Source organism: Jeotgalibacillus sp. ET6, from assembly GCF_029667115.1.
Taxonomy (GTDB): Bacteria; Bacillota; Bacilli; order Bacillales; family Jeotgalibacillaceae; genus Jeotgalibacillus.
Genome location: NZ_JARUIU010000004.1, coordinates 305,056 through 330,903, shown reverse-complemented (window position 1 = coordinate 330,903; position 25,848 = coordinate 305,056). Strand labels below are relative to the sequence as shown.

Here is a 25,848-nt window from a genome sequence, read left to right as displayed (position 1 = left end):
CGGTTAAATTTCTTTGAGTGTTAAATTTCATCATCTGCTTTTCTTAATTTAAATTGCAGCAGCGTAACAATGATGATGACGATGAACAGGACAAATGAACCTGCAGCTGCATAGCCAAATTCGCTAAACTGGAATCCACGCTGGTAAATAAATAACGCCATTGAGACGGTGCCATCAAGCGGACCTCCCTGCGTCATAATAAACGGTTCCTCGAAGAATTGAAGCCAGCCAATTAGTGTGGTAACCGTAACAAAGAAAATCGCATAGCGCAGAAGCGGAATGGTGATGTAAAACAGAATCTGCCAGCGTTTGGCTCCATCAATCTTTGCTGCTTCATAATAAGAATTCGGAATCCCCTGAAGAGCAGCCAGGAAAATGATCATATTAATACCGATCCCTTTCCAGACAGCAAGCAATATAAGTGACAGCTTGGCAATGACGGGATGTTCGAGCCAAGGAATTTTATCCACATCTGCTAATGACAGCAGATAATTGAACAAGCCGTATTCTGTATTATAAAGAAATCCCCATACAACAGCGATCGCAATAATATTTGTAATAGCAGGCATAAAATACACTGCGCGAAACACGGTAAAAACAAGGTTCTTTCCGTAATTCAGCAGCAATGCGATGCCTAAGGAAAAGAAAATGACGAGCGGAACGCCAATCACGACATAGAAAAAGGTGTTGTATACGGCTTTATGGAAAACAGTGTCACCTAATAAATTGGCATAGTTCTCCACACCTATGAAGCTGATATTAGACCAGTCAGCAAGACCTTTAAGATCCATATCCGTAAAGCTGATAACAAAGGCAATCATGATTGGAATCAAACTGAATAAAATTAAAATAACTAACGCCGGGGCGATAAATATAAATGGATGACGATTTCGCACCGTCCCTTTCACAAGCTGGTTCAGCAAAGCTCTCCACCTACTTTCTATCTTTCTTTCAAACTTTTTATTAATCCATGTAAGAAAGCAAGGTAAGTGAATGCTGCCTGAGCATCACTTACCTCCTCTCTAAATCATTATTTACGTCATCTTACTCAATGATCGTTTTTGCTTTTTCATTAAAGCTTTCAAGCTCTTCTTCTACATCAGCGCCGCCGATATTAATTCTTTCAATAGAAGAAAGCAGTTCCTGAGCGATCTTTTCCCACTCTTTAATAGGCGGAGCCCCTTTTGTATTTTCAAGCTGCTCGCCAAATACGGAATACATTTCATCTTCTGCTAATGCAGGATCTTCCCATGCATCTAAGCGTGATGGAAGCGTGTTTGATTTTTCCATCCATTCAAGCTGCGTATCCACTTCGTTCATATAAGAAATGAAATCCAGTGCCTCATCAACTTTTTCGGAATTATGGAATACAGAGAAATTGGCTCCACCAATACTCGAAACATTGCTTTTTTGGGCAGGCATTGTCGCTACAGCCCATTGCCCTTCAAGATCAGCTGCCTGGTCATTCAGAATATTAATCATCCACGGCCCACTGAAAAAGATTGGTTTCTGTCCATCTTTAAACGCTTGTATAATGTCTATGCCTTCTGAAGTCGTGCTGATTCCTTCTTTAAAGTAGCTTGTGTAGTACTCAAGAGCTTCTGTAAATTCAGGAGAAGTAAAATTAGGATTTTCTGTATCAAACTCAAATCCATTTTGCCATGCAAAAATAAATGGAGTGATTTGGTCATTTAAATCAATATCCAGCCCGTACACATCTTCTCCTGACTCACTTAGCTTTGTCGCTGCATCCTTAAGCTCATCCCAGGTTGCCGGAGCTTCAGAATAGCCCACTTCCTCCAGCAAATCAGTCCGGTAATACATGGTGCGGGTTTCTACATACCAGGGAATTCCAACAATTTGGTCTTCATACTTCATGGAGGTCTGAGCACCTTCAAAGTAGTTATCCAGGTTGAAATCCGGATAGTCCTCCTTGTGTTCAGTCAGATCGAGAAGAGCTCCTGCATCTGCAAACTCCGCTACCCAAGTTGTGCCGAGCTGCAATACATCCGGTCCATTGCCGGATGCCACCGCTGTCAGCAGTTTGTCATACGCCTGGTCCCATGGAATCGCTTGAACATTCACCGTGATATCCGGGTTTTCTTCCTCATAAGCCTCTGTCATTTCATCCAGCAGCTTACCTTCCTCTCCCATTGCCCATACCGATAACGTGTTATCACTATCTCCGCTTCCATCGCCGCCTCCGCAGCCTGCCAACGCTGTTGATAATCCCATCGCTAATACAGCCGGAACCACTAAACCTTTTTTCTTCATTCTTATTCATCCCCTTAAATGGTATTTTTCTTTTGTTCTCATAAAGATGCACTGCTGACGTTTGAATGACGTATATACTTTTTCTTAAAGATCTAAATATTTTTATTGAAACGTTTCGATAAATTGATTATAATCAAATATGAATCCGCTTTCAATACTTTTCTTTTAATTTCTTTTGAAAGCAAGGTGAAAATGGCTGCGGGGTTCCTTTGAATGTTGATCTCCTCTATGTATTTTCTTTCTAAACCTGCAATTAAAACAATGAAAGCGGCCAGGCAATACAGGAAATCTTCCTGCTTCCGTCATTTCTACTGGTAAGAACCGAAACAGATAATCTTTATACATAAAAATTGAAACGTTTCACTATATTACGTGTTTGGAGGATATTAAATGACGACATCGACCGTTAATCATTTGCTCAAACAAATGACAATAAAAGAAAAAATCGCTCAACTGCTTCAACTCGCCGGTCCTTTCTTTAAAGGGTCGGACCAGCAAGGACAAATTACAGGCCCCATGGCAGAAATGCCGATTGAAGAGGAACATATTTTAAATTCCAGCTCTGTACTTGGTGTCTCCGGGGCGAAAGAAGTAATTTCAATTCAACAGAAGCACCTGGAAGAAAACCGTTTAGGAATTCCCCTGTTGTTTATGGCAGACATTGTTCATGGATATAAAACGATTTTCCCTGTACCTCTTGCTATTGGCTGCAGCTGGGATCTGGAATTAGCTAAAAAAAGTACCGAGATTGCAGCAAAGGAGGCCGCTGTTTCAGGCGTTCATGTCACCTTTGCCCCGATGGTCGATTTAGTACGTGATCCAAGATGGGGGCGGGTGATGGAATCGACTGGAGAAGACCCTCATTTAAACAGTCTGTTCGCAAAGGCATTTGTTGAAGGCTTTCAAAAAGAAAATCTCACTAGCGACACAGAGTCAGTAGCTGCATGTGTAAAGCATTTTGCCGCTTATGGTGCAGCACAAGCCGGCCGGGATTACAATACAGTTGATTTGTCCGAAAGGCAGCTGCGTGAAAGTTATCTTCCTGCCTATAAAGCTGCGCTTGATGCAGGCTGTGAAATGGTGATGACCGCCTTTAACACGGTAGATGGCATTCCGGCTACAGGAAACAAAGAATTAATGAGAGACCTGCTTCGAGAGGAATGGGGATTTGATGGCGTATTAATTTCGGATTGGGGCGCTGTAAAGGAATTGATTGCGCATGGCGTGGCGGAGGATGAAAAAGAAGCGGCTAAAAAAGCCATATTAGCCGGGCTGGATATTGAAATGATGACCGCTTGCTACGCTCAATACCTGGAGGAACTCGTGGAACAGGGTGAGATCGACATCAAGCTGATTGATGAAGCGGTTCTTCGCATCCTGACACTCAAAGAAAAACTCGATTTATTTAACAATCCCTGCCGCGGGGCAAGCATCGAAGCAGAAAAAGCAATCGTTGGACATGCAGATCATCGAAAAGCATCCCGAGATCTGGCAGCAAAATCCACTGTTCTTTTGAAAAACAACCATCAGACACTGCCTTTATCCCGTAATCAAAAGATCGCACTGATTGGGCCTTTTGGGGACAGCAATGACTTGCTTGGGCCCTGGGCAGGTGTCGGGGTAAAAGATGAAGCGGTGACAATGATAAAAGCACTGAAAGATCATCTTCCTGAAAATAATCTGATTTTTTCAGAGGGCAGCTCAATTGAAAAGATTACGCAAAGCCAGCTGGATGAAGCGCTTCAGGCTGCTTCTCAGGCGGATGTTGTCGTACTTGCTTTAGGCGAAAGCAGTTCTATGAGCGGTGAAGCAAACAGCAGAACAAACATTCAGCTTCCACAGGCTCAGCTCGAGTTAATCAAAACTGTTGCAAAAGAAGGCAAGCCGGTTGTCACCGTTCTTTTTAATGGCCGTCCTCTCGATCTTCATGGAGTGGTTGAACACAGTGACGCACTGCTTGAAGCTTGGTTTCCAGGCACTGAAGGAGGAAATGCGTTAGTAGACCTTCTGTATGGAAAGGTTTCTCCTTCAGCTAAGCTGTCCATGTCCTTTCCTTACAATGTTGGACAGGTGCCAGTTTACTATAATCATTTTAATACCGGCCGGCCTAAAGGAGCACCAGATGCACAGGAGCATTACGTTTCGGACTATATGGATTCGCCCAATGATCCCCTCTTCCCGTTTGGTTTTGGGCTAAGCTATACGTCCTTTGCTTACGATCAGTTTGAGCTATCCACCGATGAACTCACTGCTGATTCTGTGATTGAAGCCTCTATCAGGGTTAAAAATACGGGCAGCTGCTCAGGTGAGGAAATTGTTCAACTATATATCCGGGATTTTTCTGGTGAAATTGTTCGTCCGGTTAAAGAATTAAAGGATTTTTGCCGGATTTCTTTAGAGCCGGGAGAATCAGAAATCATCCGCTTTTCTATTAAAGAAGAACAGCTTCGCTATCATCATAAGGATTTATCATTTACAAGCGATGCAGGGAAATTTGAAGTATTTGCAGGTCCCAACAGTCAAGACACTCATTCTTTATTTTTCACCCTAAAAATGAAAGGCGGTCATACATCATGATAGTAAAATCTAATAACCATTCCGTACTCCACAATGGAGAAACGCAGCTGCATTTTTTATCCACAGGGGATGTGCATACCTTTTCTTATAAGCATCTGATGATTAATCAGCTTGCGGGTAATTCAATGGACGGTTCCTTAAATAATCTATATTTGCGTGTACTGGATGGCGACTCGATTCATTTCTATCCTTTGGTTGGACAACAATCTCAAAGCACCTTTTTTTCCTCAGAATCAAAATTAAAATGGAGGGGAAACGTCCACGGAATCGAGTATGAGATCACATTTCATTTAGCATCTGAACACATTTGGTTCTGGGAAGTGAATGTAGAGGGCCAAAAAGCTGAAATTGATCTCATTTACGGACAGGACATTGGGTTAGCTGATAAAAATGCCCTGCGCGCCAATGAAGCATATGTGGCTCAATACGTGGATCATGCCGTATTTAAAGACGATCAGCAGGGCTATGTCGTTTGTTCAAGACAAAACCAGCCCCAAGGTACCGGATATCCTTATTTACAACAGGGATCTTTAGGGAGAAATGTTGGATACAGTACAGATGGTTTTCAATTTTTCGGTCTGAATTATAAAGAAACGAATATCCCGGAGGCTTTGGGTGAGGAAACTCTCGCAAATGAAACGTACCAATATGAATTTGCCTTCACTGCTTTACAAAGTGAGAAAATCAGCTTAAACGGCAAAGCTTCTTTTGTATTCTACGGCTGCATCAATGAGGACCATGCAGAAGCCGTTAAAAAACCTTTATTCACTGAAGAAATAAAACAGGCGTGGGAAAAAACAACACAGGTTCATGAAGCCTTTGATTTGGTGGAAGCCGAAAAATTCGAATCATTTTCCACTGCTCAGATACTGACTTCAGCCCCTGCAGCGGCAGAAGAAATTCAAGTTATGTATCCTGACCGGCTGCTGGAGGAATGGGATGGCGATACGCTGCTTTCCTTCTTTACCCCAACCTACGAGCATGTTGTTTTAAGAGAAAAAGAGCTTCAGCTTGAGCGGTCACACGGTCATATTTTAATGAGCGGCGAAAATCATCAGCTGAGCGGTCAGCCAACCATCACCTCCACCTCCTATATGCCAGGTGTATTTAATGCTCAGGTTGTAATCGGCAACACCTCTATGAACAAACTGTTGTCAAATGTACGAAATCCATTAAACATTTTTAAAACTTCAGGGCAAAGGATTTATGTTAAAACGACTGACACCTATCAATTGCTTACCATGCCGGCCGTATACGAGATTGGATTTAACTATGCCCGCTGGATGTATAAGCTGCCAGATGACGAACTTACCATCACCAGCTATTCCGTGGTGAATGAGAAGTCCATTACCTTACATGTGTCGTCTGCCAAGCATCAATCATACGATTTTATTATTACCAATCAAATTACCATGAATAATCATGAGTACGAAGCTCCTTTTCATATGGAAGTGAACGGCGACTCGTTCACCGTTAAAGGCGATGCTTCTTCTGATAACGCAAACGTCCATCCTGATCTTGCGTATCGTTTTACGTTAAAAGGCGCTGAGTTGAACGTTGTTGACCATAATCAGGATTCCATCGTGTCTATAGCAGTAAATCAATCAAGTGATTGGACACTCACGATGGAGGGATCCCTAACAGGGCATTTTCCCGAGCACAAGGCGCTTGATTTTTCTTCTGAACGAGCACGTTATCGCTCATATTTCAAAAAGGTAATGAATGGCTTCTCTCTTTCTCATTCAGAACCTTCTTCGGTTGAAAAAGTAAATGCTATTGCCTGGTGGTACACTCATAATATGCTTGTCCATTACTCTGTTCCTCATGGCCTTGAGCAATATGGAGGAGCTGCCTGGGGAACGCGCGATGTATGTCAGGGACCGACAGAATACTTTCTGGCCACACAGCAGTATGACAGCGTAAAAGAAATTATTAAAACCGTCTATTCTCATCAATATGAAGACAAAGGCGACTGGCCGCAATGGTTTATGTTTGATGAATATAAGCATATTCAGCATGATCACAGTCATGGAGATGTCATTGTCTGGCCGTTGAAAGTGGTTGCCGATTATCTGACCACAACAGGCGATTACAGCGTTCTGGATATGCCCGTTCCCTACACAAAACGAAGTGACTTCCAATTTACCGAAACGTCTGCACCGTTAATGGACCATTTAACGAAGCAGCTGGAGACGATTAAAGAAAACTTTCTGCATGATACACATCTGTCTTCCTATGGAGATGGGGACTGGGATGACACGCTTCAGCCGGCAAACCAGCAGCTTCGTCAGTACATGGTCAGCAGCTGGACTGTTTCGCTTACGTATCAAACGATTCGTACGCTTTCGAAAAGCCTGCAAAATGTCAGGCAGGATAAAGCAGACCGTTTAGCTGTACTTTCGGATGGAATTGAGAAGGATTTTAAAGCTTATATGCTGAACACAGGTGTACTCCCTGGATTCCTCTATTTTGAAGATAAAGAGCATCCCGAGAATATGGTTCATCCATTAGATCAGAAAACAGGCATCCACTACCGTCTGCTTCCAATGACAAGAAGCATGATCAGTGAGCTGTTAACACCTGAGGAAGCGGCTCATCACGAAGCGATCATTCACGATCAGTTCTACTGTCCTGATGGCGTTCGTTTAATGAATCGCCCTGCAAATTATGATGGCGGTGTGACGAAGCATTTCAAACGTGCAGAACAAGCATCTAACTTCGGAAGAGAAATCGGCCTTCAGTATGTTCATGCTCATATCCGCTTTGTGGAAGCAATGGCGAAAATCGGCCGTACGGAAGAGGTCTGGAAAGGGCTTGAAACAATCAACCCAATTGGTATTACCTCAGTTGTTCCCAATGCAGAAAAACGTCAAAGCAATGCCTATTTCAGTTCTTCAGATGGAAAATTCGCGACTCGCTACGCAGCCCAGGAACGCTTTGAAGAGCTTCGCAATGGCGACGTACCAGTAAAAGGCGGCTGGAGGATTTATTCAAGCGGACCGGGAATTTATATGAACCAGCTCATCTCCAATGCGCTTGGTCTTCGCCACGAGGGAGATTTCCTGCTGATTGACCCCGTCCTCCCTTCTTCACTGGACGGCCTTGAATTTACTTATCATCTATTTGATAGACCCGTCACGATCCGGTACCATCTTTCTAAGGAAAAGTCTGCGATCACCGTTAACGGAAGCCAGCTGAAATATGAAGCGCCATCAAACCGCTACCGCCAAAACGGATACAAGGTAAACAAGCAAGATGTAATGAACGTATTAACACCCGGCTCAAATCTCATTGAAATCTGGTCATAGAACAACAAAAAGCCCTGAGACAGGATACTGTCTCAGGGCTTTTTGACCGGTTTACTGCGCTTCAGGCGGACGCTGCTGATGTCGTCACCATCCACTCACTCAGCCGATACTAAAGGTACAAAATTCTTCATTTTTAATCTTTTTGCTATAGATCCAAATCTCTTTTTGCCGTTTCGCATCTCCCACGATTAAGGCTCTGTATTGAGGGCAGTGTGCTGATTTGTATGAACCACTTCCTCAAGAGGAATGCCGAAATAGCTGTACTTTATGGTCACTTTGTTAATTTCGTCCTGATGAAGAACGCTGAGGCCATAGCTTTTATCATCCGTTGTGGCCGTTCCATTGTCCATTTTCTCGTATTGCGAAGAAGGCGAGGTATAAGATTCCAATTCCACAAGAGCAAGATCTGTCATTCCGTACTCTTCCTCAAACTCACTGAAATCCTCTGTGATGACAAAGCCTGTATATGGATCGGTCACCTGCATTTTTACTTCTGATGGACTTTCTTTTTCATTTACTAAGATTTCATCCACTTTAATTGTCCCAAAGCTTTCATTTCCCACTGCTAGTATGACCGATTTACTGGATTCGGATGATCCTATCCCCCCGAGGCCCATAGGAGGGTTAAAATAGAAATACAGGACAAACACACCTGCTGAAACAGCACCTGCAAAAGTCAATGAAATCAACCATTTCTTCATCGCACTAATCCTCACTTTCCCCTTATCCTATGCTGCTTATTGCGTTTTATCCTAACGATTTATAACTCCCCATTCTTACCACCTGTGACCCGGCATATACATCCAAAAAGGGGGATTCTTTTATGATCTATTGGGGTGTAGTGACAACCGGGTTTCTGATGGTGCTGGGAATGGTGGGCGGCACACTGTTTTATTATTTACGAACGCTCGCACTCGATCCGAATGATTCGATCAGGATTGATCCAAAAAAATAAGGGACAAGCCGCTGATTTGAATGATCCTGACCCGTTTCCCGTCAGGATCATTTGCGGAAAGCCAGCTTCCAGGCAATGATTACGGCAGCGATAATTAAGATGCCATAAACCTCTGTTCCATAAGGAATTTGAGAGGATATAGCATGCAGTCCAACCAGAGGCAGGATGATTAAAAACAATAGAAAAACCTTTACTCCTTCCTGATGCTGGCCAAGGGAATAAGAAACGGTAAAAGGCATTTGATTGTTGCTTAAAAGATTGATGCTGATGATTGAATACAAAATGGCACTAACCAGACAAACAAATAAGTCCAGCAGAACTGAAGAAGAAAACAGCCAGAGAAAAATGGCGCATTGAGCCAGATAAACAGGCACAAACAGCTTGATTAAGGCCGCTTTTAACGTTCCGCTGTAAACGGTGGAACGCTTTTTAAGCGGGGCTACCTGATAGATCCAGGAGCCTTTATAGCTGCTTGAATACTTCACCATGGAAAAGATATTCGGAATTAAAAGCAGCGTGAAATAAATTAAATAAAATGAACTGCCTTCCCTGAATTCTTCAAAGGAGCTCGTTTGCAAGGTGGAAAACATAAAGATGAATGGAATAACCAGTGTAAAGCCAATGGAAGGATAGACCTTCAGCTTAAAATCCCGTTCTTTTTTCATGATGGAACCTGCGAAGTGATACATACTTCTTTCTTCCAGGTTCGGAGAAATCCACCTCGCGATCTGCTTCTTCCATTTCGCTTTTTGCTTTTGTGCACCCGTCTCGGTTTGGGCTAGCTTCCGAAGCTGATGCTCAAACACAGGCATTAGTTTTATATAGACCACCATTGAAAGAATAGGAACGATGATCGCAAGACCTGCGAGCACCAGCAGAAAACCGGAGCTTTCTCCTGTCAGCACGCCTTCATGCAACGCGCCAAACCACACCGGCGGCAGGAATAACTGCCACCATGCCGGAGAAAACTGAAATGTGATCCCCACGAGCTCAAACGATCTCGCCACAACTTGATAGCCGACTAAAATTCCGATCGTGAGCGCAATTTGCATGTAATTAATCACATTTTTCAATTGCTCCCCGTCAAAGAAATGCAAAATCAAAACGTAGATTCCTGCTGTTAAAACCAAAATCAGCATCATAAGCAATAAAATTTCTATCAAAAACATCAATGAAAACATCGGCCCGCTTACGAACAGAGAGACAACAAGAGGAACAGCCGTTGTAGCAAATGTGAGCATGAACATATAAAACAGCACATGAAATGCTTTTGCTGCGCTTAATGTGCGATTATGTACTGGCTTTGGACTAATGATAGACCGGTCGCGGATATCCAAGAGAACAGATGAAAAATCCGAGATCATGGACGTCATTAAAATAAACATCAGTATACTGAATATGATGCTCATTTGAAAAAAGACCTGGTCAATAAAAAATAAAACCGGAACGATGGACAACCCATAAAGAGCATAGATCCATAGAGACCGGACAAAATAATTCTTCTCTTTGCTCTCGTCCACTTTAGTATTGCTGTAAACAGTAGGAATTCTTCTTGAATCCATTACGAGTTTCATGTTTAAAATCAGGCGGAATACCGCATAATCTATACCGGCTTTTTCAAAAAGCGTTTTGAAACGATCGAGAAACAGCAGAATTTTCATTTCTTTCATACGGTTTCTCCCTGTACAATTTCCACAAACGCCGACGCAATTTCTTTATGCTGATGAAAACCGGTTAAATCATTAAAGATATCTTCAAGCGTTCCCTGTTTATTTTTCTCTTTTAACTCATCAAATGTTCCGTCTGCCACGATTGAACCACCTGAAAGAAGAACGATCCGGTGACTGATTTTTTCAACGATATCCATGATGTGAGAAGAATAAAAAATCGTTTTCCCCTGTCTGGCCAGCAGCGCCAGAATTTCTTTCACCACCATCATGCTGTTTGCATCCAGACCGCTTAAGGGTTCATCCAGAAACAGGACATCCGGATTATGTAAAAGACTGGAGATAATTAAGACCTTTTGCTTCATTCCTTTTGAAAAAGAAGATAACCGTGAATGAAGCACATGTTCAATATTGAACTGCTCCATCAGTCTCCTTGCTTTTTCAAGCGCCTCCTCTTCATCAATACCATAAAGACCCGCAATAAAAATCAGATACTCAGCTGCTGTAAGGCTGTCATAGATCTCTGCATTTTCCGGCACATATCCAATTCTTCTTTTGTAGGAGTAGTCCAAATCTTTCAGGTTCTCCCCGAATATGTAAATGTCGCCATAATAGTCTTCAATTAGTCCAAGCATCAGCTTGACCGTCGTGCTTTTGCCCGCTCCATTCGGACCAATATAGCCTACAATCTGGCCTTCGTATACCGTTAAATGTATTTCATCCAGTACATTTTCTCCTCCGTAGCTTTTTGTAAGACCTGCCAATTTAATTACTTCCTTGCCTTCCATGTCATGACCCACCCTGCTATCAGATTAGCCGCCAGCTTCAAGCGAACGGGAAGCGGCTCATTCGTGCGATGTTCCCGATTCAATGATCTCTTATTTTGATTCCAGAATATACCCTGCCAAAACAGCATGCACATCATATATATTAAGAGACTTATTGAACGTTTTCGTCAGAGGAAGATCCATTCCCGAGATCCATATTTTCAATTCTGCATCAAGATCAAAAGTCCCTGCTGTTTCCACTGCAAAATGCGTGATACTGGAATACGGGATGGAATGGTACTCAACCTTTTTCCCTGACATCCCCTGTTTATCTACTAAAAGTAAACGTTTGTTGGTAAACAAAAACAGATCACGGATCAGCTTATACGATTTTTCTATTCGTTCCTCACGTATAAGAAGATTGCCAAATTCCTTCTGCGCATCTTCATTTTTTATCTCAGAAGCATTGCCCATTAGTCCATCAAAAAAGCCCATACTGCGCCTCCTCTGCAAAGAAAAGCCATCTTCCTCTTTTCTTTCCTCTTTTTTCTTAAGTATACAGATCTCTTCCAGTTAAAAACAGTCTGAATAGATAGAATTTTAAATGCTATAATACGGTAAAGTATAAATATAAGTTTAGGAGAGATGGTAAAAATGAAGCGAAAAGCTGCCTTTATAACCGGCACCGGCCGATCTCAGGGAATAGGAGCAGGAATATGCAGGGAGCTTGCAAAGGACGGGCATGATATTTTATTTACTTATTGGACGAAGTATGATGAGGAGGTTTCATTTCATCGTAAAAAAGATGAGGTAACTGACATACAAAACGAGATCATTTCTTATGGAGTCCGGTGCGAAAAAATTGAACTGGATCTTCAGGATACGTCTTCTTTTAAAAAGGGGTTTCAGTATTGCAAAAATACCCTTGGCAGGTACCCAGACGTTCTTGTGAATAATGCAGCTGTATCGATTAATGATACGATTTATACCATTACACCTGAAAGCCTGGATGAGCATTACCGCGTAAATGTACGTGCGGCGACCATCCTGACATCTGAATTTGTCAAGCAGTTTGAAGGTGAGTATGGGAGGATCATTAATATTACGACAGGCTGGTCACAGGGACCCATGCCTGACGAGCTTTCTTATGTGCTCACTAAATCAGCTGTCGAAACCCTGACGTATACGCTGGCGCCGGTTCTTGCTGAAAAAAACATAACCATTAACGCCATCAATCCGGGTCCTACAGACACCGGCTGGATGACTGACGACATAAAACAGGATATTTTAAAGCGTTCTCCTTCAGGCAGAATCGGGGAGCCTAAGGATTGTGCTAACCTGACTGCCTTCCTTGCCAGTGAACGGGCAGAATGGGTAACAGGACAGGTCATTCACTCTGAAGGAGGTTTTCGAAACAGTCTTTAACTCTTCATGAATGGTAATACCAATATTCCTCTGTGACAGCATTTTGGATCGCATTTTCAAAGCAGAATAATTCCTGCTGAATGCTCTTAAATTGCTGCAAATCTACATCTGCTTGTTTCTGCAGGTGTTTTTTTGATTGTAAGTACTGAACGCGAAAGTAAGTAGGCGGATGCGTATCATCCACTTTGGACTTCTCAAGCTCCGCTATTTTCCTGTATCGGCTTTTTTCTCTTTTAGGTAATTGTTTGATTTCGTCATTCAGGCAATGGTAAAGATTTAGTTTCTCAGAGGAAAGGGCTGTTTTTCTGATGGAGTATTCGTACAGTCTGCCGTACTCGATTTTCTCCAAAAGGGTGATCGCCGGTTCAGTTCCTGCCAACCTGGCTCCTGTATAGTCAGCAAAATACTCTGCCTGCTGCTTGTTGAAATACAGAAAATAAAGCAGCAGATCCGAATAGGTTTTCGGGAAAAAGCTAAGCGCTTTTAAAATGGATGCAGAAACCATCTTCACTAAATCTCCGCTTTGCCCTTCATGCAATTCCTCCGGCTCCAAAATTTCATGCCAAACTTCGAGCGTATTCAAAGCTGTGCCAATAAAAAAGCCTCTGGCAAGATCTCCATTCGCTAAATGCCCGATTTCATGAGCTAAAAGCGCCTTTTTTTCTTCCGCAGTTAAAATTGAAAACAAAGGAAGACCCATTTTAATAATAATTCGCTTTTTCCAGCCATACCTGCCAATGGAAGCATTAAATTCTCCATTCAGCACCACACCATCTATTTTGCCTGTGCCGAGCTCACTTGTAATTGAATCCACCAGCCGGAAAAACTCCGGCAGATCCTCCCGGGTAAGAACCGTTTCATCTTTTTCCAAACGGTCAATCTTCGGCCTCGCCACCCACGAAATCCCCAGCAGCAGAACAGCCGTGAATAGTAAAAAAACTTTATCACTTCCCACCCAGACTAAATATCCCGCCGCAGCAGCGAGACCGAGACTGAGGAGATGAACGAGAGCAGCCAGAAAATAAGCGATAACCCCCTGTGCCGTAATCGAAGGCTTTTGGGCTGAACTCTTTATCAATTTATAAAGCATCTGTTCTCCATTTTTTCTTCCAAGAGCTTCATATGCTTTACCCAATAAAGTTTTCTTTTTCTGTTCCTGAGCAGGGTTAAGATTAAAATGACAGTGATCGCACCATGAACTATACCCTGAAATCACAGGAATTCTGCTGCCGCATGCCGGACAGCCCATCCACTTTTCATTCAATTGGCCACTTCCTCTCCTTTTTCTGAAAATTACTCGCTGTCATTTAAATATAAAGGTATAAATGGAAATAAAATAGAGGCTTTCCTTCTCGTTTTTCCTCCAAATAGCTCTCCGTATATCTCCAAAATCTAACACATTTTTTAGAATATTTACATAACTTTCGTTTTCCTCTATTATTTAGGTAACAAGATCGAAATCGCTTACATTATGATATTTGCGGGGAGGAATAGAGGATGAATGCAATTGCGATTGCAGCAATAGGTATTTTTATCTTTCTTTTAGGCTATCGTTTCTACTCGAAATTTGTTGCAGAAAAGATTTTCAGACTGGATCCTGATTACGTTACACCTGCACACCGATTTAAAGATGGTGTGGATTTTGTCCCTACTAATAAATTCGTACTGTGGGGACACCATTTTACATCGGTAGCAGGTGCCGCTCCAATTCTTGGTCCTGCAATTGCCGTGTACTGGGGATGGCTGCCTGCTGTTTTGTGGGTGGTGCTCGGGACGGTTTTTGCTGCGGGTGTACATGACTTTGGTACGCTTGTCCTCTCAGTGCGCAACAAGGGGCAGTCCATTGGAACGCTGGCGGATAAATTAGTCGGGCAGCGTGCGAAGATCCTGTTTTTATTTATTATTCTTATTCTTGTGCTCATGGTAAATGCCGTTTTCGCCTGGGTCATTGCCAATCTCTTTATTACCTTTCCATCCAGTGTTCTGCCTGTTTTTATTCAGATTCCGCTTGCAATTTGGATCGGACACGCCGTTTATAAGAAAAATGTTAAAATGCTCGTCCCCTCTCTCATCGCTCTCGCTGTCATGTACGCTGTAGCGATTCTCGCTGCACAAGTTGATTTTCTTCAAATTGATTTAGTTGGATATATGGGCGGTGAAGAAGGCGCTGGTCTCTTTGGATTGGGCGCTGTATCGAGCGCATTCTTTATCTGGATCCTGGTTTTAATGGGCTATGTATATATTGCCTCCACGCTGCCTGTATGGAAGCTGCTGCAGCCCCGTGATTTTATAAATTCGCATCAGCTTGTGGTCGGGCTTGCCATTTTGTATCTCGGCCTGCTGTTTACAAATCCCGAAATTACTGCTCCCATAACAAACCCAAATGCGGATGATGTCTCATGGTTCCCTCTTCTCTTCATTACGATCGCATGTGGAGCGATCTCTGGATTTCACGGTCTTGTTTCGTCAGGCACCTCCTCAAAACAGCTTGATAAAGAAACCGATGCGCGTTTTGTAGGATATTTAGGGGCAGTGGGTGAAGGAATCCTTGCATTAGTAGCAATCATTGCGGTCATTACGTTATTTCCGACTAAAGAAGATTTCCTGGCTACCTACAGCAATTTTCAGGAAGCAAGTGCCGGAGGTTTGGGAGCCTTTGTACAAGGGGCCAGCCAGCTTGCTACCGGACTTGGAATCCCTGCTGAGATAGCGGCTACCATTGTTTCCATTATCGTAGTAAGCTTTGCCGCTACTACCCTTGATACTTCCGTCAGGCTAATGCGCTACATCATTGCAGAATTAGGTTCAGAATACAACGTTCCTGCCCTTACAAAAACACATGTGGCTACGACAATCGCCGTCGTTTCAAGTGCAGCACTCGTCCTGATTCCTGAAGGACCTCAAGGGTTTGGTTCCGGTGGATACCTTCTGTGGCCTTTGTTTGGAACCTCTAATCAACTGCTAGCCGGAATCAGTTTATTGCTCATCTCAGTATGGCTTAAGAAACTCGGCAGAAATTACCTGATTACACTCATTCCGATGATTTTCCTTTTATTTATGACGCTCTATGCCATGGTTCAGCAGGTTCTATTTGAATGGGCATGGTGGGGCGACCAGCCGAGTTCCCTTCTCTTTATTTTCGGAGCGATTATTATGGGATTTGCGATATGGATCGTCATTACCGCTCTTTCTGCACTGGCAGACACGAAACAAACTATTGATCCGATCGAGTAATGAAAAAGCAATTCTGACTTCAAAACAATGGAGGTGACCATCAATGATGCTTGATAAAGTAAAGGCACTCATCGCTTATTACGAGGAAGTATTGAGTATGCCGCATCGGCAGGAAATTGCACGTGAGCATAGGGATGAAGACGATTTGTTTCTGCTGCTGCTTTATTCTGAAATGATTGGCATACCGAACCCGGTTTATTACTATACGCTTGAACTTTATCCCTACATGATTGAAAAATTCCATGACTGGCATCTGAGAATGGGAATGGAAAAGTCACCGATGTCAGGGATTCGATGCTGTTAATCCCTGCGACTGCTAATTAAAAGGAGCTTTTGACATGGATGTATTAACGAAGCGAATTATTTTTGTCGGGGGAAAAGGCGGTGTGGGGAAATCCACATCAGCGGCTGCCATTGCCTTAAAATCAGCTCAGCAGGGGCATCGCACGCTGTTAATTTCTACTGACCCTGCTCATAATACAGGTGATATCTTTGACCGGAAGATTGGAGGCAGGAATACAAAAGTTTCCGAAAACCTTTATGCTCTTGAGATTGACCCTGAAATAGAAACTGCGAGCTATATTAAAGGCGTAAAGGAAAATATTAAGGGAATGGTTCACACCGGTATGATGGAGGAAGTACACCGGCAGCTAGACACCGCAAAAGCCTCGCCTGGAGCAGACGAGGCTGCCCTTTTTGACAAACTGGTCTCGATTATATTAGAAGAGCTTTCGCAATTTGATAAGCTGATTTTTGATACAGCACCCACCGGTCATACCATCCGTCTTCTCACTCTTCCGGAGTTAATGGGGGTCTGGATTGAAGGCCTTCTGGAAAAAAGAAAAAAAACAAATGAAAATTACGCAGCCCTGTTAAATGACGGCGAGCCTGTTGAGGATCCTATTTATGCTGTACTGAAAAACAGACAGGAGCGATTTTCTAAAGCAAGAGACCTTTTATTAAATGAAGATATTACCGGTTTTATGTTTGTCCTGAACCCTGAACGACTGCCCATTTTGGAAACGAAAAAAGCAGTTGATCTGCTTGCTGGATATGACTTGAATGTCAGCACTTTAATTGTCAATAAGGTTTTGCCGGAAGAGGCAGACGGACAGTTTATGCTGGATCGAAAAAAACATGAACTGCCTTATTTAGATCAAATAAAAGAAACGTTTAAAGATAAACAATTGATTTGGATTCCGATGAATTCACATGATATTGCCAGCAGGGATCATTTGAAATGGTTCAGCAATCACTTTGTTGTGTAACCGGCTTGCTAATTGCACGAAAAAAAGAGGAGGCACTTTTCTGCCCCCTCTTTTACTATTCACCAATCTTGTCCAACTATTGCGACTCTTCTTCTTCCAGCAGCCCATTTTCCACAAGCCATTCATAGGCTACAACGGACACACTTTCCCCTTCAATATCCACGCGGTAATTTAACTCCCGCATAATGGTACTGTCCAGGTTTTCTGCCAGAATCGCAGTGATTTCCTCTATTTCAGGATATTCTTCATAAACATCCTCATTAATCGATACGGCTGCACGATAAGGCGGGAAAAATTGTTTATCGTCTTCAAGAACGACTAAATCATAGTTCTTGATTGTGGCATCTGTCTCATACGCTACAGACACTTCAACCTGCTCATTATCAAGTGCCCGCTGAGTCAGGCCGATATCCATCTGGCTGATTTGAGCAGATCCAAATTCAAATCCGTAGGTTTCTTCTACACCCGGCAGTCCGTCGGGACGATTTGCAAACTCTGCATCAGAAGCCATTGTAAGCTCACCAGGATTTTCATTGATATAAGCAGCTAAGTCACTGATTGATTCAATCCCAAGCTCTTCTGCCTGCTCACTTCTCATAGCCAGAGCATAAGTGTTATTAACATCTGACATATTGATCCAGTTGATATTTTGCTTGCTGTCCACTTCTTTGACTTTGTTAAAGGCCTCTTCCGGATCTGCTATCGGTTCTTCTCCCATATACGTAATAAGAGCGGTTCCGGTATACTCCCACATCAGATCCACCTGGCCATTTTCGAGCGCGGAACGGACAACGGTACTGCCAAGATTATTCATTTGATTTACTTTAAAGCCTTCTTCGGTTAGCAAGAAAGCGGTCATTTCGGATAACAGGTACTGCTCAGTAAAATTTTTACCTCCTACAGTGACCTCTTTTCCTGCAATGCCTAAGCTTGAGCAAGCTGTGAGCACTACCATGATCAACGTAAGAGGGATAAGCGTTAGTATCTTCTTCACAAATGTACTGCCTCCCTTTTCGTTAAGTATTGGATACTTCTCTTGCACCCTTTGGAACAAGGACATTTTCGAGTTTTCTAAGCAAGTAGTCAGCCAAAATAGCCATGATTGTCACAGGGATTGCACCTGAAATCAGGAAGCCATTGTCAAACAGCTGAATGCCGGTAAAGATCCAGACGCCAAGGCCGCCCCCACCTACTACATAAGCTAAAGCGGCTGTTCCAATATTTAAAACAACAGCTGTTCTGATACCCGCCAGAATGGAATACACAGCATTTGGCAATTCAATGCGGAATAGAATTTGGCTGGGCTTCATTCCCATCCCTTTTGCAGCGTCAATTAAGTTAGGGTCAATCGTATCGAGCCCTGCTACGGTGTTTCTGAAGATCGGCAATATGGAGTAGATAAATAGCGCGAATACTGCCGTATTAAAACCGATTCCGAGTACACTGATCATCAATGCCAGAACGGCCAGACTCGGAATGGTCTGCCCAAAGTTCACGATATTGGTAATCAGCCATTCGGCTTTCCTGAATTTAGGTCGTGTAATCACAATTCCTGCAGGTACTGCAATGAGAATTGCAAGCACAGATGACACAAGCACTAAAACAAAATGCTGGCGCAGCAAGACGAGGAAGGTGCTTGATTGACTGAAAATATACGAAAAATACTGATTGTATATGGCCCATGCTACAAAAGCAATAACCAATCCATAAATGAAAAATCTAAAGCCGTTGCCGATTAGTTTTTTATTATTCACCGAATCACCCTTCCTGGGATACGGACAGCTTCCCTTTTATTTCAAAATGAAGGTATTTTTGAACGAGGTCAATCGTAATTGAACCGATTCTTTTACCTTCATCATTCGTGACAATAACCTGATCGGCTTCCTGATTTAACAGCATGGAGAGTGTATTTCTTAGATCCTGATTTACATTAATCGTTTTCGTGTCATAAATGGATTCATCCATTTCGGCTAATCCGATCACTTCCTGTAAATCTTTTACTGTGTGAAGACTTAAGCTCTTAATCGCGCGGTCTTTGCCAAAAAATTGGTTGACAAAATCATTTTTCGGGTGGGTAAGCATTTCAGATGGTGTATCATACTGCATAATTTCCCCATCGCGAAGAAGCATGATTTTATCAGCCATTTTTATCGCTTCATCTATGTCATGGCTTACAAACAAGATCGTCTTTTTGACTTCTCTTTGAATTTGAAGGAATTCATCCTGAATTTTTTCCCGGATGATCGGATCCAGTGCACCAAACGGCTCATCCATCAGCATTACAGGAGGATCGGCTGCGAGCGCACGTACAACACCGATTCGCTGCTGCTGTCCACCGGATAATTCGTGAGGATAACGTTTTTTGTATATCTTAGGATCCAGTCCAATAAGCTTCATCAGATAGGTGAAGCGCTCTGTTTTCTTTTTCTTATTCCATCCCAGAAGATCCGGGACGATCATGACATTTTCTTCGATCGTCATGTTTGGAAAGAGACCATTGCTTTGAATGACATAACCGATTTTTCTTCGCAGCTCGATCGCATCAAGATCCATTGAATCTTCATCATCAATGACAATCGATCCTTCTGTAATCGACTCCAAACGGTTTACCATTCTCAAAAGAGTGGTCTTGCCGCAGCCTGATGGTCCGAGCAGAACAACGATCTTTCCTTCATCAACGGTAAAGTCGACATTTTTAACCGCCGTTTTTTCACTTGAATATTTTTTCGTTACCTGATTAAACGTAATCATTTGTTCACCTCTTAACAAGTTATTCGACAACAGCTTTTGTCGTAAAACGTTTCTGAATCAGGAGCAGCAGCCCATCTGCAATGATCGCAAGCAAAGCAACGGCTAATGAACCGGAAATAATTAAGTAATTATCACCCCTGCTGATTCCCTGCGTAATTAAAACACCAAGACCGCCTGCACCAATATAAGCAGCAATGACGGCAATTCCGATATTCAGGACCACCGCTGTGCGGATTCCCGCCATAATAACCGGCATAGCGTTTGGAATTTCCACACGCCAAAGGCGCTGATGGGTTTTCATGCCCATTCCAATTGCCGCGTCTCTCATCTCAGGATTGACATTTTTAATAGCGGTGTACGTATTCCGAATAATCGGCAGCTGCGAATAAAGCACCAGTGCCACAAAAGCCGGTAAAAATCCGATTCCTTTATTAATTAGTGAAAAAATAGGAATCATTATACCAAAAAGCGCTAGACTCGGAATAGTCAGTGTAACGGAAGCAACTTGAAGAACAGTTCCTGCGAGGTATTCGTTAGTGGTTAGATAAATGCCTAATGGCACACCAATTAACAGTGCAACGACGATTGCAAGGGAAACCAGTACAGCGTGATCCAATGTCAGTTCCAATATGCGCGGAGCATTAATTTCAAGAAATCTTGCCCATTGTTCCAATGTAGTAACCTCCCTTCCTTTAAGAGTATTCTCAACTCTTCCGTTTTTTAAAAAATCCTATTAAAAAAGAGTTAGTCAGAACGTCTTAATCTGATAACTCTTCTTTAGTGTAACATAACGTGATGAAATTTTTAGCGAATAAGCACAAAGAATGTCATAAGCCCCCGAAAAACTAGTCTATTTTGCTCAATTACGAGAACAGTTTAGGCATTTCATTTATCAGGGTATAGCCTCCCATGTATGCCATGACCACAACAATCAGTGCGCCAAAAACCGTCATCCAAATGGGGTGCTTGTAATCTCCGATAATTTTTGTTTTATGAGCGGCGATAAGCATAATGCCAAGAGACAGCGGCAGTATTAGTCCATTAAGCGCCCCAACAAAAATTAAGATCGCAACAGGACGGCCGATCGAGACAAACACGGCTGTCGAAATAACGATAAAACTGACAATCAGAACTTTCTCGTATTTTTGAAGGATAGGGCTGAAGGTTTTAATAAATGAGACAGATGTATAGGCTGCGCCGACAACTGAGGTAACGGCAGCTGCCCACATCACGACGCCGAAAATTTTGTACCCTGCGTTCCCTGCAGCCAGCTGAAAGACAGAAGCCGGTGGATTCCCGGGATCAATCGTGAGCCCCTGTGCAACAATGCCGAATGTGGCAAGAAACAGAAAGATCCTCATAATTGAAGCAATTCCAATTGCAGAAATAGAGCTTTTCGTCACCTCACCCAGGTTCTCTTTTCCTTTCAAACCCGCATCAAGAAGGCGATGTCCTCCTGCGAATGTAATGTATCCGCCTACTGTACCGCCGACGAGTGTAACGATGGCAAGAGGATCGATGGTTTCAGGCATAAATGTTCTAGCAACCGCTTCACCAATGGGCGGTTTAGATTGAAACATGACATAAATCGTTAAACCAATCATTAAAAAACCGAGAATCTGTGTAAATCGATCCATCAAACGGCCTGCTTCCTTCACTAAGAAGATCCCTACAGCCACCAATCCGCTGAACAGGGCTCCAGCTTCCGGTGATACACCGAAAAGAACATTGGTTCCAAGTCCCGCTCCGCCAATGTTTCCAATATTAAAAGCCAGGCCTCCCATGACTATGAGAACAGCAAGTATATATCCTAATCCAGGAAGCACGTCATTAGCGATTTCCTGCGCTCTTTTTTCTGAAACGGCAATAATACGCCAAATATTCATTTGTGCACCTATATCAATAATAATGGAGACCAAAATGACAAATCCAAAACTCGCTGCCAGGGATTGTGTGAAGGTCGTCGTTTGTGTCAAAAAGCCCGGCCCTATAGCAGACGTAGCCATCAAAAAGGCTGCGCCAAGCAGGACACTGCGGTTAGATTTTTTCATTTTGCTTTCCTCTCTTCACTGTATAATCGGCTACAGGCTGACTTTCATCAGATTAATTTTTTCAGCAGTCAATGCTGCATGAATCTTTTTAGCAAAAGACAGGGCGTTGGCGCCGTCCCCATGTATGCAGACCGTATCTGCCTGCAGATCCACATCTGTTCCTGATACTGATTTCACTTTCTGCTCCTTGATCATTCGGACCACTTGAGCTGCTGCCAGGTCATCCTCACGAATCAATGCATTTTCTTCTTTTCTGGAGGTAAGCTCTCCTGTGTTCTGATAAGTGCGGTCAGAAAACACTTCACTTGCAGTCTTCAAACCCCTTTTTAAGCCCGCATGAATCAATTCAGATCCTGACAGACCATATAATACAAGGTCAGGGTCAACATCATAAACAGCTTTAGCGATCGCGTCTGCCAGCGAAGAATCACGAGCAGCCATATTATATAAAGCGCCATGCGGCTTCACATGCTGCATTTTGGCTCCGGCCGCTCTGACAAACCCATGGAGTGCACCAATTTGATAGACCACGAGATCGTAGGTTTCTTCAGGAGTGACAGCGATATTTCTCCTGCCAAACCCTGTCACATCATTGAAACCGGGGTGGGCCCCTATTCCCACATTTTTTTCCAAAGCCATATGTACGGTTTTTTTCATAATCGAAGGATCTCCAGCATGAAAACCGCATGCAATATTAGCAGACGTCACATAATCCAGAAGATCTTTATCATTGCCCAATTTATAAGCGCCAAAACCTTCTCCCATATCACAATTTAAATCAACCCTCAGCATTCTCATTCTCCTTTCACAGTCCGTTCTTTAATGAACGTATTTCGCTCACCCATCGATCATCTGGCCAGCATTAAGCTGGTCCATTTTGCCCCAATCTTACTTTAAACTCAATGCCCCATTTTAACTCACGAATATCGCGTTCTCTTTCTATAAGAAACTTTTGGGCTTCGCTGTGAGAAATTTTAGTAAACCGAAGCGGCTCACCAGGCTTTTTTTGAGCTAAAGCGGGAAAATCAACCGATGCTGCTTGTCCAATTTTCGGGTATCCGCCGATCGTCTGCCGATCTGCAAGCAGGATAATTGGCTCGCCATCTGAGGGAACCTGAATCGTACCAAATGAAACTGCCTCTGAAAGCATCTCTTCAGAAACGGTTCGCTCGAGTACCGGTCCGGTTAAACGATAGCCCATCCGGTCTGATTGCGGAGAAAGCTTAAAGGATTCCTCCCAGAATTCCTTCAGGCTGTCTTCGGAAAATTCATCATACTGTCTTCCTTCCATCACTCTCACAGTTTCCCGTTCATATAAATTATTGAGGTAGAGGGCTGATATCGACCATGCAGAAGTCCAGTATGTTTTTCCTTTTTTCGTTAAAGATTTTATGGTCTGTTGTGTCTGAATGGACGGCGTTCTGACGTTTAGCACATCTTCTTTTTCAAGCGCTCTTCCTTTAAATCCGCCAATGCCCGCTCTAACATACGTTGATTGGCTGTTCATAACAGCCGGGATTTCAAGGCCCCCTCCAACGGCTATAACGGCTCTGCAGCCTTTTTTACTGAATTTCATATGCAGTATACTTCCCTTTTGGACCAAAACCGGACGCCATAGCGGCATCGGTTCATCGTCAAGCAGCGCTGAAAAATCCGCCCCGCAGACAGCGATGAGCATTTGCTCTTCAAACTGTAAAGTGGGACCCGTCAGCGTGACTTCAATTCCTGCCTCTTTTTCTTCATTCCCTACTAAATAATTGGCTATCCGCAAAGCAAAGGGATCCATCACGCCATTTGTGATGATTCCATACTGCTGAAAGCCATGTCTCCCCTCATCCTGTACCGTTGAAAGGAGGCCTGGTTCTATTATCCGAATCATTTATTTCTCTCCTGACGTTCATAGAATTCCTCTTCTGAAATCGCATAAAACCGAATCTTGTCGCCCGCCTGCAGCAGCGTCGGCTCCTCTTCGTTCATCGGTCGGAATAATGCTTCCGGAGTTTGGCCTATCAATTGCCAGCCGCCGGGGGTTTCAATAGGATATACCCCTGTTTGCTGACCTGCAATCCCTACTGAACCAGGAGGGATTTGAAGTCTGGGCTTTGATTTTCTTGGAGTTGCCAGCTTTTCATTTAATCCGCCTACATAGGGAAAACCAGGAGCAAAACCAAGCATATATACGGTATATTCTGCCTTTGTATGAAGTTCCACTACTTCTTCAGCAGAAATCCCATTATGTGCGGCCACTTCGTCCAAATCAGGTCCTGCTTTTCCTCCATAAAAAACAGGGATGTTAATTTCACGCGATGCTTTTTTGGTAAATGTCTTTTTTGAATCAAGCAGCAAAGAGAGTTCCTTCGCGACAAGATCATAAGGCGATTGGCAGGTAAGAAGCTTGCGAATATCGTAATGAACAGCTATGGAAGCAAAGGCGGGAACGACCTCAATGGCCCAATCGTATCCCATCTCTTCAATTCTGCCTTTTACTCCCTGCACCTGTTCATGAATCCATTCATTCACTTCCTGAGAAAACTCAATTAAAATGGCCTGATCGCCTAGAGGCTCGAGGGAATAATTCATTGAAAAGCTCCTTTCCTATACAATCTTCTGAATATTTATTATTTCTGCATTGTACCTTAAAAGATAGATCTCTATCAACCGAATGACCATGATTAGATAGATTTGGCACTTTAGAAGATGGTAATCTGAAACATTCCTCCTATTAGTACGTAAAGAGGTACTGAAGGGTAAAAAAAGATGGAGCATGAACGAGAAGCAGTTAACACTAACGTAATGGTTTAAGGAGGAATTCTTTGATATATAAATGGTCTTTTTTACAATTATTCACTTTTCTATTCATAGGAAGTTTATTTGCCATTTTTCACTTATTGGCCTCACCTCTGCAGAATCTTTTTCAAGCGGACGTGCTGGGGTTGCCCGGAAGTTTTGTTTCTTCTGTGTTGTTTGTGGGGATTGTGCTGCTCGCAGGACACTTACTCGTCTATTTTCAGCATAGAAAAAAGGAGACATTCTTACAACATCCGTTGTGGAGGAGAGTTCCTTTTATTCTTTTAGCGGTTCTTCTTCTGTCATTTGTCATACTGATTGTCCTCTTTACCTCTATCAGCCTGCCACCGGATGCAGGGATCGATTACCGGTGGGTGATTGATCTGTTTGCTTCTTATTTTATACTGCTTTTTTATTTCATGGTCCTATCCGTCATGATTCGCTGGGGAGAGGGGCTTTCTGCTGAAAAAACCTTGCAGCGGACTTTTTTTACTTCCCTGGCTGCCTATATCCTCCTGGTTTTCTTCGTATAAGTCAGCAGACGATGGAAAAAGAGGTTGAGCCAAAACTGAAGAGTTTAAAAAGCGAGGCAGTTCATATAAATGGTCAGAGGTGAGCGGAGCGGAAGGTGGCGATCCCTATAGGGTATGACGGCAAACTGATACTTTAAAGGGAAACGCGCTGGAAAGGCTTAAGCCTGTATCCCGCCCTGAAGCGCAGCGAACCAGTCAAAGAGGCTGAGACACTTTTTGTCTCAGCCTCTTATTTGCACAATGCCGGAAAT

Annotated in this window: 23 protein-coding genes; 8 read left to right on the top strand and 15 right to left on the bottom strand. The window is 43.1% G+C overall.

Features of this window, described 5'->3' with window-relative positions; all coding sequences use genetic code 11:
- Positions 1 to 20: 20 nt before the first annotated feature.
- Positions 21 to 908 (bottom strand): carbohydrate ABC transporter permease, encoded by an 888-nt coding sequence (locus P6709_RS13055; protein WP_442905331.1) that lies wholly within the window; start codon positions 906 to 908, stop codon positions 21 to 23.
- Between the two features lie 136 nt (positions 909 to 1,044).
- On the bottom strand, positions 1,045 to 2,274 hold the full coding sequence (locus P6709_RS13050; RefSeq protein ID WP_278241368.1) for a sugar ABC transporter substrate-binding protein: 1,230 nt from the start codon (positions 2,272 to 2,274) through the stop codon (positions 1,045 to 1,047).
- A 390-nt stretch (positions 2,275 to 2,664) separates the two neighbouring features.
- Here P6709_RS13050 and P6709_RS13045 point away from each other — a divergent pair, with 390 nt between their 5' ends.
- Together P6709_RS13045 and P6709_RS13040 are read left to right on the top strand one after the other, a co-directional pair.
- Positions 2,665 to 4,851: a glycoside hydrolase family 3 N-terminal domain-containing protein gene (locus P6709_RS13045; protein ID WP_278241367.1), complete on the top strand. Its 2,187-nt coding sequence runs from the start codon at positions 2,665 to 2,667 to the stop codon at positions 4,849 to 4,851.
- Positions 4,848 to 8,159 carry a GH36-type glycosyl hydrolase domain-containing protein gene (locus P6709_RS13040; RefSeq protein ID WP_278241366.1) on the top strand — a complete coding sequence of 1,104 codons (3,312 nt, stop codon included), beginning with the start codon at positions 4,848 to 4,850 and terminating at the stop codon, positions 8,157 to 8,159. The genes P6709_RS13045 and P6709_RS13040 overlap by 4 nt, the downstream gene beginning before the upstream one ends.
- Before the next feature lie 188 nt (positions 8,160 to 8,347).
- On the opposite strand, the gene P6709_RS13035 is transcribed toward P6709_RS13040, so the two are convergent.
- Positions 8,348 to 8,860, bottom strand: a complete 513-nt coding sequence (locus P6709_RS13035) for a hypothetical protein (RefSeq protein WP_278241365.1) — start codon at positions 8,858 to 8,860, stop codon at positions 8,348 to 8,350.
- 122 nt (positions 8,861 to 8,982) lie between these two features.
- On the opposite strand from P6709_RS13035, the gene P6709_RS13030 reads away from it, so the two are divergent.
- Entirely contained in the window at positions 8,983 to 9,114 is a 132-nt protein-coding gene (locus tag P6709_RS13030; protein ID WP_278241364.1) for a hypothetical protein, read from the top strand.
- A 47-nt stretch (positions 9,115 to 9,161) separates the two neighbouring features.
- On the opposite strand, the gene P6709_RS13025 is transcribed toward P6709_RS13030, so the two are convergent.
- The 3 genes from P6709_RS13025 to P6709_RS13015 all read right to left on the bottom strand — a co-directional run bounded on the left by P6709_RS13025 (position 9,162) and on the right by P6709_RS13015 (position 12,043).
- Complete coding sequence (locus P6709_RS13025; protein WP_278241363.1) at positions 9,162 to 10,784, bottom strand: hypothetical protein; 1,623 nt, start codon at positions 10,782 to 10,784, stop codon at positions 9,162 to 9,164.
- The gene (locus tag P6709_RS13020) at positions 10,781 to 11,569 is read right to left on the bottom strand and encodes an ABC transporter ATP-binding protein (RefSeq protein WP_278241362.1); all 789 of its coding nucleotides are present in this window, start codon (positions 11,567 to 11,569) and stop codon (positions 10,781 to 10,783) included. Before P6709_RS13020 ends, P6709_RS13025 begins: the two co-directional genes overlap by 4 nt.
- Before the next feature lie 90 nt (positions 11,570 to 11,659).
- The gene (locus tag P6709_RS13015) at positions 11,660 to 12,043 is read right to left on the bottom strand and encodes a PH domain-containing protein (protein WP_278241361.1); all 384 of its coding nucleotides are present in this window, start codon (positions 12,041 to 12,043) and stop codon (positions 11,660 to 11,662) included.
- A 150-nt stretch (positions 12,044 to 12,193) separates the two neighbouring features.
- On the opposite strand from P6709_RS13015, the gene P6709_RS13010 reads away from it, so the two are divergent.
- Complete coding sequence (locus P6709_RS13010; RefSeq protein ID WP_278241360.1) at positions 12,194 to 12,973, top strand: SDR family oxidoreductase; 780 nt, start codon at positions 12,194 to 12,196, stop codon at positions 12,971 to 12,973.
- Positions 12,974 to 12,977: 4 nt separating this feature from the next.
- Here P6709_RS13010 and P6709_RS13005 read toward each other — a convergent pair whose 3' ends face one another.
- Positions 12,978 to 14,237, bottom strand: coding sequence for a M48 family metallopeptidase (locus P6709_RS13005; protein ID WP_278241359.1), 1,260 nt, complete (start codon positions 14,235 to 14,237; stop codon positions 12,978 to 12,980).
- A 233-nt stretch (positions 14,238 to 14,470) separates the two neighbouring features.
- Between P6709_RS13005 and P6709_RS13000 the strand changes: the two genes are divergently transcribed.
- From P6709_RS13000 to P6709_RS12990, 3 genes are read left to right on the top strand one after another with little or no spacing between them, the layout of a single operon-like run.
- Positions 14,471 to 16,207 (top strand): carbon starvation CstA family protein, encoded by a 1,737-nt coding sequence (locus P6709_RS13000; protein WP_278241358.1) that lies wholly within the window; start codon positions 14,471 to 14,473, stop codon positions 16,205 to 16,207.
- A 43-nt stretch (positions 16,208 to 16,250) separates the two neighbouring features.
- Positions 16,251 to 16,511 carry a cory-CC-star protein gene (locus P6709_RS12995; RefSeq protein WP_442905325.1) on the top strand — a complete coding sequence of 87 codons (261 nt, stop codon included), beginning with the start codon at positions 16,251 to 16,253 and terminating at the stop codon, positions 16,509 to 16,511.
- Positions 16,512 to 16,545: 34 nt separating this feature from the next.
- Positions 16,546 to 17,475 (top strand): ArsA family ATPase, encoded by a 930-nt coding sequence (locus tag P6709_RS12990; RefSeq protein ID WP_278241357.1) that lies wholly within the window; start codon positions 16,546 to 16,548, stop codon positions 17,473 to 17,475.
- Positions 17,476 to 17,551: 76 nt separating this feature from the next.
- On the opposite strand, the gene P6709_RS12985 is transcribed toward P6709_RS12990, so the two are convergent.
- The 8 genes from P6709_RS12985 to pxpB form a co-directional block, all read right to left on the bottom strand.
- Positions 17,552 to 18,469, bottom strand: a complete 918-nt coding sequence (locus tag P6709_RS12985) for a glycine betaine ABC transporter substrate-binding protein (protein ID WP_278241356.1) — start codon at positions 18,467 to 18,469, stop codon at positions 17,552 to 17,554.
- Between the two features lie 22 nt (positions 18,470 to 18,491).
- Positions 18,492 to 19,229 (bottom strand): ABC transporter permease, encoded by a 738-nt coding sequence (locus P6709_RS12980; RefSeq protein ID WP_278241355.1) that lies wholly within the window; start codon positions 19,227 to 19,229, stop codon positions 18,492 to 18,494.
- Positions 19,230 to 19,233: 4 nt separating this feature from the next.
- Positions 19,234 to 20,226, bottom strand: coding sequence for an ABC transporter ATP-binding protein (locus tag P6709_RS12975; protein WP_278241354.1), 993 nt, complete (start codon positions 20,224 to 20,226; stop codon positions 19,234 to 19,236).
- Positions 20,227 to 20,245: 19 nt separating this feature from the next.
- The gene (locus P6709_RS12970) at positions 20,246 to 20,899 is read right to left on the bottom strand and encodes an ABC transporter permease (protein WP_278241353.1); all 654 of its coding nucleotides are present in this window, start codon (positions 20,897 to 20,899) and stop codon (positions 20,246 to 20,248) included.
- A 190-nt stretch (positions 20,900 to 21,089) separates the two neighbouring features.
- Positions 21,090 to 22,277, bottom strand: coding sequence for an NRAMP family divalent metal transporter (locus P6709_RS12965; protein ID WP_278241352.1), 1,188 nt, complete (start codon positions 22,275 to 22,277; stop codon positions 21,090 to 21,092).
- A gap of 30 nt (positions 22,278 to 22,307) precedes the next feature.
- Positions 22,308 to 23,069 (bottom strand): LamB/YcsF family protein, encoded by a 762-nt coding sequence (locus P6709_RS12960; RefSeq protein ID WP_278241351.1) that lies wholly within the window; start codon positions 23,067 to 23,069, stop codon positions 22,308 to 22,310.
- A gap of 70 nt (positions 23,070 to 23,139) precedes the next feature.
- Positions 23,140 to 24,156: a biotin-dependent carboxyltransferase family protein gene (locus tag P6709_RS12955; protein WP_278241350.1), complete on the bottom strand. Its 1,017-nt coding sequence runs from the start codon at positions 24,154 to 24,156 to the stop codon at positions 23,140 to 23,142.
- Complete coding sequence (gene pxpB / locus P6709_RS12950; protein ID WP_278241349.1) at positions 24,153 to 24,857, bottom strand: 5-oxoprolinase subunit PxpB; 705 nt, start codon at positions 24,855 to 24,857, stop codon at positions 24,153 to 24,155. The genes P6709_RS12955 and pxpB overlap by 4 nt, the downstream gene beginning before the upstream one ends.
- Positions 24,858 to 25,090: 233 nt before the next feature.
- On the opposite strand from pxpB, the gene P6709_RS12945 reads away from it, so the two are divergent.
- A complete protein-coding gene (locus P6709_RS12945; protein ID WP_278241348.1) occupies positions 25,091 to 25,597 on the top strand; it encodes a hypothetical protein in 507 nt (168 codons plus the stop codon).
- The last annotated feature ends 251 nt before the right edge of the window (positions 25,598 to 25,848 follow it).

Excerpts from the sequence above, each read along its gene's own strand:
- P6709_RS13010 (WP_278241360.1), top strand. The coding sequence starts at position 12,194 with ATGGTAAAAATGAAGCGAAAAGCTGCCTTTATAACCGGCACCGGCCGA.
- P6709_RS13015 (WP_278241361.1), bottom strand. The coding sequence starts at position 12,043 with ATGGGCTTTTTTGATGGACTAATGGGCAATGCTTCTGAGATAAAAAAT.
- P6709_RS13040 (WP_278241366.1), top strand. The coding sequence starts at position 4,848 with ATGATAGTAAAATCTAATAACCATTCCGTACTCCACAATGGAGAAACG.
- P6709_RS12995 (WP_442905325.1), top strand. The coding sequence starts at position 16,251 with ATGATGCTTGATAAAGTAAAGGCACTCATCGCTTATTACGAGGAAGTA.
- pxpB (WP_278241349.1), bottom strand. The coding sequence starts at position 24,857 with ATGAATTATTCCCTCGAGCCTCTAGGCGATCAGGCCATTTTAATTGAG.
- P6709_RS13000 (WP_278241358.1), top strand. The coding sequence starts at position 14,471 with ATGAATGCAATTGCGATTGCAGCAATAGGTATTTTTATCTTTCTTTTA.
- P6709_RS12965 (WP_278241352.1), bottom strand. The coding sequence starts at position 22,277 with ATGAAAAAATCTAACCGCAGTGTCCTGCTTGGCGCAGCCTTTTTGATG.
- P6709_RS13035 (WP_278241365.1), bottom strand. The coding sequence starts at position 8,860 with ATGAAGAAATGGTTGATTTCATTGACTTTTGCAGGTGCTGTTTCAGCA.
- P6709_RS13050 (WP_278241368.1), bottom strand. The coding sequence starts at position 2,274 with ATGAAGAAAAAAGGTTTAGTGGTTCCGGCTGTATTAGCGATGGGATTA.
- P6709_RS13030 (WP_278241364.1), top strand. The coding sequence starts at position 8,983 with ATGATCTATTGGGGTGTAGTGACAACCGGGTTTCTGATGGTGCTGGGA.
- P6709_RS12990 (WP_278241357.1), top strand. The coding sequence starts at position 16,546 with ATGGATGTATTAACGAAGCGAATTATTTTTGTCGGGGGAAAAGGCGGT.
- P6709_RS12975 (WP_278241354.1), bottom strand. The coding sequence starts at position 20,226 with ATGATTACGTTTAATCAGGTAACGAAAAAATATTCAAGTGAAAAAACG.
- P6709_RS13020 (WP_278241362.1), bottom strand. The coding sequence starts at position 11,569 with ATGGAAGGCAAGGAAGTAATTAAATTGGCAGGTCTTACAAAAAGCTAC.
- P6709_RS13045 (WP_278241367.1), top strand. The coding sequence starts at position 2,665 with ATGACGACATCGACCGTTAATCATTTGCTCAAACAAATGACAATAAAA.
- P6709_RS13025 (WP_278241363.1), bottom strand. The coding sequence starts at position 10,784 with ATGAAAGAAATGAAAATTCTGCTGTTTCTCGATCGTTTCAAAACGCTT.
- P6709_RS12955 (WP_278241350.1), bottom strand. The coding sequence starts at position 24,156 with ATGATTCGGATAATAGAACCAGGCCTCCTTTCAACGGTACAGGATGAG.
- P6709_RS12960 (WP_278241351.1), bottom strand. The coding sequence starts at position 23,069 with ATGCTGAGGGTTGATTTAAATTGTGATATGGGAGAAGGTTTTGGCGCT.